This window comes from Arthrobacter sp. ov118, from assembly GCF_900116495.1.
In the GTDB taxonomy this organism is placed as follows: domain Bacteria; phylum Actinomycetota; class Actinomycetes; order Actinomycetales; family Micrococcaceae; genus Arthrobacter.
On the sequence record NZ_FPAY01000003.1, the window covers coordinates 441,342 to 447,959 of the forward strand.

Genomic DNA, 6,618 nt, shown 5'->3' on the forward strand with positions numbered 1-6,618 from the left:
TCTTGGTCTCCGCCAGCCAGCCTACGGCTCGCCGAACCCGGATCTGACCAGGCGTTCCAGGTAGCCGACCGCCTTGGCCGCGTCCGGGCCGCTGGCCTCCACGTGCAGGACGGTGCCCTTGCCGGCGGCCAGCATCATGAGCTCCGTCATGGAGGCACCATCGGCACCGTTGAGGGTCACATCGGCGTCCATGGCGGACAGTCCGCCCGCAATCTTCGCCGCCGGCCGGGCATGCATGCCGGCCTGGTTGACGAGTTCGAAGTCCGCCGTGACATCGGGTGGCTGCTGGTGCCCGTGCCCAGCCTCCGCAGGGTGGGCCGGGGGCCGGTACACGGCCTCGGCCGCGTCCTTCACCGCCGCCGCATCGGCCCCTGCCTGGGCAGCCACCGCGGCTGCCACCAGTCCTTCCACCAGGGGCGCATCCGCGATCAGCACGGATTCCGGGTCCGCCGCGAACTCCACCGCGGATTCCGCAGTCATGCCCGCGGATCCGAGGTCGGTGAGCACCACGACGCCGTCATCACCAGCCTGCTCCAGCGCCGCCAGAACTTTGTCCAGGCTCGTCCCGATCCGGCCGTCGTCGGTTCCCCCGGCGGGGACTATGACGACGTCGGGCGCCATCTGCGCCGCCAGTTCGACGGCGCCGTCGGCAATTTTGGCGCTGTGCGAGACGACGACCAGCCGGACGGTCATTCGGCCGCCTCGGCCGCGGCGCGCAGGATCAGTGCGCTGGAGACGGCTCCCGGGTCGCGGTGCCCGATACTGCGCTCCCCCAGGTAGCTGGCACGGCCCTTGCGGGCCAACATCGGATCCGTGGACACGGCGCCGGCCTCGGCCGCTTCGGCGGCGGCCAGCAGCACCTTCCGGACGTCGCCATCACCGGCCGCAGCAGCAGCGGCAGCCTCGATCGCGGGCGTCCAGGCGTCCACCATGGTTTTGTCCCCTGGTTCGGCCTTGCCGCGGGCGACTAGTCCGTCGCGGGCCGCCTGCAATGCGGCGGCGAGCGTGGCGGCGTCGACGTCGGAAGTGTCACCCAATGCGGTGGCAGCCCGCAGGAACGCGGTGCCGTACAGGGGGCCGGCCGCCCCGCCAACCTTGGACATCAGCGTCATCGCCGTCAGTTTTAAGGCCGCACCCGGGGTTTCCGGCGGCGCCTCGGCGAGTTTGCCCAGGACGGCCTGGAAGCCACGGTCCATGTTCTCGCCGTGGTCCGAGTCCCCGATCGGCCGGTCCAGCTCGATCAGCTCCACCCGGTGCTCGGCCATGGCTTGCGCTGAGAGCGTCAGCCAGCGCACGGCCCAGCCGACATCCAGCCCCACGGTCAGACGCCCCAGCGAAGGGCCGGGGTGTGCACGGGAGCGTCCCAGAGCGCGGTCAACTCGTCGTCAAGGCGCAGGACCGTGATGGAGCAGCCCTGCATTTCGAGGGACGTGATGTAGTTGCCCACGAGGGAGCGCGCCACCGTGACGCCCTTCTCGGCCAGTTTTTGGGCGGCCCGGCGGTAGACGATGTACAACTCGCTCTGCGGGGTGCCGCCCATGCCGTTGACGAACAACAGCACGTTGTCTCCGGAGCCGAGCCCGAGGTCGCCGACCACCGGGTCGAGCAGGCGGTCGGTGATGCCGTCGGCGTTTTCCATCGGGATGCGGTGCCGTCCCGGCTCGCCGTGGATGCCGATCCCGATCTCGATCTCGTTTTCCTCCAGCTCGAAACTGGGCACTCCAGCATGCGGCACAGTGCAGGCGGTCAAGGCGACGCCCATGCTGCGCACGTTCTGGTTGACCCGGTCGCCGATCGCCGCGACGGCCTCCAGGTTGTCGCCACGCTCGGCCGCGGCGCCGGCGATCTTCTCGACCAGGACCGTGCCGCCGACGCCCCGCCGGCCGGCCGTGTACAGCGAGTCCTCCACGGCGACGTCGTCGTTGACCAGGACGGTGCGGACGTCGACGCCTTCGGCCTGCGCGAGTTCGGCGGCGGTTTCGAAGTTGAGGACGTCGCCGGTGTAGTTCTTGACGATGTGTACGACGCCGGCGCCGGAGTTCACCGCCAGCGTGGCCGGCAGGATCTGGTCCGGCGTTGGCGAGGTGAACACCGCCCCGGGAACAGCGGCGTCGAGCATCCCCTTGCCGACGTAACCGCCGTGCAGCGGCTCATGCCCGCTGCCGCCGCCGGAGACCAGGCCGACTTTCCCTGCCACCGGGGCGTCCTTGCGCACGATGTACTTCGGGTCCGGGAAGACGGTCACGAGATCGGCATGTGCAAGCCCGAACCCTTCCACCGACTCGTCGACCACGGCTTTGGGATCATTGATGAGTTTCTTCATGGCGGTGCTCCTGGATGGTGTCCTGGCTGCTTGCTTAGACCCTACTACCGGGGCATGACAGGCGGTAGGCGGACTACAAGCCTGCTTGTCGGTCCGGAAGGTGCGGCCAGGCGTCGTCGCCCAGCCACGAGAACGGCGGCGCGGCGAGCCGGCCCTGCAGGGCCCGGGGCGAACTTGGCGACGAGTGGTTCAGAGGTTCCGCCGGTGGCTGGGCCGGAGCTTCCGTCCGGGCTGGCGGCGCCGCCGGGGAACCGGCGTCCGTACTGCGGAAAGCGAAGAATTCGGGAAAAATCTCGTCTTTATGCAATATCGTGCCTCCGAAAATATGGCGGCCCACCCCCTGAGCCAGGCCCAGTTTATCCACCAAATTTACTGAAGGGAAGCGCGGCGTTATTTCCTCAACCTCCACCGCTGGATTGAGAGACCCGGCGTATTCGGCGCGCCCTAGAGTTGCCTGATCATTCGTGTGTTGCCAAGGGTATTCGGCTTGACCCTGGCCAGGTCCAGGAATTCGGCCACGCCCTCGTCGTGCGAGCGCAGGAGCTCCGAGTACACCACGGGGTCGACGGCGGTCTGGTCGGCCATGACTTCAAAGCCGTGCTTTTTGAAGAAATCCACCTCGAACGTCAGGCAGAAGACACGTGACACGCCCAGGTCCCGGGCGTCCTCCAGCAGGCGTTCCACCAGCGCGTGGCCCACGCCCCTGCCGCGCCAGGCATCGGAGGCTGCGAGGGTGCGCACCTCGGCGAGATCCTCCCACATGACGTGCAGCGCCCCGCAACCAATCACCTCGCCCCGGTCCGATTCGGCGATCCGGAACTCCTGCAAGCTCTCGTAGTAGGCCACGGTCTCCTTGGCCATGAGGATCCGCTGCTCGGCCAGCGGCGCCACCAGAGTCTTGATGGCGGCGACGTCGCCGGTGCGGGCAGGTCGGATGCGGATCGTCTCGGCGGTCTCAGTCACAGCCCCAATCTTACGGGCGGGCCTGTCGCGTCGCTTCCGCCGGCCCGACCGGGAAGCTCAGAGACCCAGTTCGTCGGGGACAGGAATGTCCTTGTCCAGCAGGTTCCTGGCCAGGAAGTGCTCCACAACGCCGTACCAGATCTTGGCGTGCTGCGGCTGCAGGATCCAGTGGTTCTCGTCCGGGAAGTACAGGAAGCGGTGGTCCGTTTCGCCGTTCTCGTCGGCCGCGAGCTGTGACTTGGCGAGCAGTTCGTACCAGAGCCGCAACCCCTCACCGATCGGCACGCGGTAGTCCTTGTCGCCGTGGATGACCAGCATGGGAGTCCGGATGTTTTCCACGTGCAGATGCGGGGAGTTCTCCAGCGCCATCTCCGCCGTCATCTCCTTGAGCCAATACTGTGCCGCGTCGGTGGTGGGGCCGAACTGGTCGAAGGCCCAGAGACTGGCGTGCGTGACGATCGCCTTGAAGCGGTCCGTATGCCCGGCCACCCAGTTGGCCATGTAGCCGCCGAAGGAGCCGCCCATGGCTGCAGTGCGCGCCTCGTCGATGTCAGGGCGCCGCTCGACGGCGTCAGTGACGGCCATGAGGTCGGTGAACGGAGCCTTGCCCCATGCGCCCCAGCCGCGCTGGATGTAATCCTGCCCGTAACCGGTGGACAGGGCAGGGTCCGGCAGCAGCACCGCGTAGCCGCGTGCCACCAGCAGCCAGGGATTCCAGCGCCAGGTCCAGGCGTTCCAGGATCCCAGCGGCCCGCCATGGATCCAGAGCAGCAGCGGCGCCGGGCTCGCAGCGGATGCCCCCTCGGGAAGGGCCAGGTACGCGGGCACCCGGGCGCCGTCGGCGGCCGTCGCCTCCACGCGTTCGAGCGTCCCGTTGTACTGCGGGCGCTCCGCCGGTGCGGGCAGGCGGACCGCCGCGCCGCCGTCGAGATCGATCCGCACGGGCTCGGCGGGGAATTCGTAGGAGCTGCGCAGGGCGTACGCGCTGCGCCCGTCCGGCGCCACCACGACATCGGTGTACGCGGCGGCGTCGGGAGTCAGCCGGGTCACCCCGCCAGCTTCGCCCCGGTCCCCTGCCACGCGGATCAGGAAGACCGGCGATGCGCCGTCCTCATCGGCGGTGACAAGCAGCGCCGAACCATCGGGCAGCCAGGCCGCGGGCCTGGCCCAGCGGTCCCAGTCGGCGGCCAGCGGCGTCAAGGCACTTTCCCCGGCTCCGTGGCCCGCTGCTGCCTCGCCGGCGACGTCGAGGAGGTGCAGTTTGACCTGCGGGGCCGCAAACGGTGTGGTGTCGCTTTCACTGACCACCACCAGGCTGCGGTTGTCCGGGCTGACCGGCCCGGGGAAATAGTTCACGTTCTCGGTGTCCAGCAGTACCGTCCGGGCGCCGGTGGCGACGTCGATCGCGACGAGCACGGTGCGTGAATCCGCGTTCGCCAACGGCTTCGTCAGGCTGCTGTAGATGGTCCTGCCGTCGGGGCTGACCACCGATTCGGCGTCCCTGAGCCTGTTGCCGACGTCGGAAGTCAGGTTGCGAAGCAACAGCCGCGGCGCGGCGTCGACCGTCGTCGGTTTTCCGGCCTCCGGCTGCTCTCCGGGCTCGACGGCGAACAACCGCGGCTGCTCCGGGCCGAGGTCTGCGTCCCAGTAGCGGACGGGATAGCCGCTGTGGAGGATGGCCGCGACCTTGTTGTCCTTGCGGGCCTTGCGGCGTTCCTCATCGTTGTCCTCGCCGGTGGACCCGGCCAGAACCGAGGCCGTGACGATCAACGCGTCGGCATTCTTGGCGGCACTGACCTTGCCGATGCCGCCAAAGCGGGACAGGGCCACACGGGCCTCGCCGCCGCCGGCCGGGAGCACCCAAAGCGCGTTGACGGGGTCGGCGTCGGGGCTTTCCGGGTCGGGACGGGCAGAAGTGAAGTAGAGGTCGCCGTTGGCGGCGAACACGGCGCCCGCTTCCCCCTTGGCGCTACGCGTGACCCGGCGGGCCTGCTGGGCTCCGCTCGGGTCCACTTCCCACAGCGCGGTGCAGTATTCGGTGCCTTTGGCATTGAGGGTGGCCACGGTGGTGACCAGCCGCCCGCCGTCGGGACTGAGCGTCAGACCGCTCACCCTGGGGATGGCGAGGTAATGGTCCAGATCGTGGAAAGGGGTCTCGGGTTGTTCGCTCAGGGTCTCTGAGTCCTTGGCAGCCATGCACCGATTCAACACCGTCTGTGGCGTTGATCACAGAAAGTTCACTCAGAGTGAAACACTGCTTTCAGATAGCTTTCCCGGCGACGACTCGAAGGGATCCCGGTCTGGGGCCGGGAAAAAGCAAAGGTCCCGCCCGCTCCTCTCGGAGCGGACGGGACCTTTGACGGAGCGGGACGGCCTTGCCGCCGTACTGCCTAGACGCTCGGAGCGATCTCCGGGATGCGCGGCTTGGCGTTGCCGGCGAACGTGAACTTCGCGTCGTCACCCTCGCCTTCCACATCCACCACCACGATGTCGCCGGAGTGCAGCTCACCGAACAGGATCTTCTCGGAGAGCTGGTCCTCGATCTCGCGCTGGATGGTGCGGCGCAACGGCCGGGCACCCATCGCGGGGTCGTAGCCGCGGGTCGCCAGGAGCACCTTGGCCGCCGGGGTGAGCTCGATGCCCATGTCCTTGTCCTTGAGGCGCTTCTCGAGCCGGCCGACGAACATGTCCACGATCTCAATGATCTCGTCCTGGGTCAGCTGCGGGAACACCACAACGTCGTCAACACGGTTGAGGAACTCGGGGCGGAAGTGCTGCTTGAGCTCCTCGGTGACGCGGGCGCGCATCCGGCTGTAGCCGGTCTTCGTGTCCGTGCCCGACTGGAAGCCGGTGGCAACGCTCTTGGAGATGTCCCGGGTGCCAAGGTTGGTGGTCATGATGATCACGGTGTTCTTGAAGTCGACCACGCGGCCCTGGGAGTCGGTCAGGCGGCCGTCTTCGAGGATCTGCAGCAGCGAGTTGAAGAGGTCGGCGTGTGCCTTCTCCACCTCGTCGAACAGGACCACCGAGAACGGACGACGGCGGACCTTTTCGGTCAGCTGCCCGCCCTCCTCGTAGCCCACGTAGCCCGGAGGGGCGCCGAAGAGCCGCGACACGGTGTGCTTCTCCGAGTACTCGGACATATCCAGCGTGATCAGCGCATCTTCCTCGCCGAACAGGAACTCCGCGAGTGCCTTGGCCAGCTCGGTCTTGCCGACGCCGGTGGGGCCGGCGAAGATGAACGAGCCGCCGGGACGCTTGGGGTCCTTCAGCCCTGCACGGGTGCGCCGGATCGCCTGGGACAGGGCCTTGATGGCCTCGTCCTGGCCGAC

6 protein-coding genes are annotated in these 6,618 nt (G+C 68.1%); all 6 read right to left on the reverse strand.

The features are described 5' to 3' along the window. Positions 1 to 21 precede the first annotated feature (21 nt). Complete coding sequence (gene dhaM / locus BM372_RS09595) at positions 22 to 693, reverse strand: dihydroxyacetone kinase phosphoryl donor subunit DhaM (RefSeq protein ID WP_090954504.1); 672 nt, start codon at positions 691 to 693, stop codon at positions 22 to 24. Next, positions 690 to 1,319 (reverse strand): dihydroxyacetone kinase subunit DhaL, encoded by a 630-nt coding sequence (gene dhaL, locus BM372_RS09600; RefSeq protein ID WP_090954506.1) that lies wholly within the window; start codon positions 1,317 to 1,319, stop codon positions 690 to 692. Before dhaL ends, dhaM begins: the two co-directional genes overlap by 4 nt. A gap of 2 nt (positions 1,320 to 1,321) precedes the next feature. Continuing rightward, positions 1,322 to 2,323 carry a dihydroxyacetone kinase subunit DhaK gene (gene dhaK, locus BM372_RS09605; protein ID WP_090954508.1) on the reverse strand — a complete coding sequence of 334 codons (1,002 nt, stop codon included), beginning with the start codon at positions 2,321 to 2,323 and terminating at the stop codon, positions 1,322 to 1,324. A gap of 444 nt (positions 2,324 to 2,767) precedes the next feature. After that, complete coding sequence (locus BM372_RS09610; protein WP_177235946.1) at positions 2,768 to 3,286, reverse strand: amino-acid N-acetyltransferase; 519 nt, start codon at positions 3,284 to 3,286, stop codon at positions 2,768 to 2,770. 57 nt (positions 3,287 to 3,343) lie between these two features. Continuing rightward, positions 3,344 to 5,482, reverse strand: a complete 2,139-nt coding sequence (locus tag BM372_RS09615; protein WP_177235947.1) for a S9 family peptidase — start codon at positions 5,480 to 5,482, stop codon at positions 3,344 to 3,346. Between the two features lie 194 nt (positions 5,483 to 5,676). Beyond that, positions 5,677 to 6,618 (reverse strand): AAA family ATPase (locus tag BM372_RS09620; RefSeq protein ID WP_143111452.1); only part of this gene is annotated, 942 nt, incomplete at its 5' end.

Excerpts from the sequence above, each read along its gene's own strand:
- dhaM (WP_090954504.1), bottom strand. The coding sequence starts at position 693 with ATGACCGTCCGGCTGGTCGTCGTCTCGCACAGCGCCAAAATTGCCGAC.
- dhaK (WP_090954508.1), bottom strand. The coding sequence starts at position 2,323 with ATGAAGAAACTCATCAATGATCCCAAAGCCGTGGTCGACGAGTCGGTG.
- BM372_RS09615 (WP_177235947.1), bottom strand. The coding sequence starts at position 5,482 with ATGGCTGCCAAGGACTCAGAGACCCTGAGCGAACAACCCGAGACCCCT.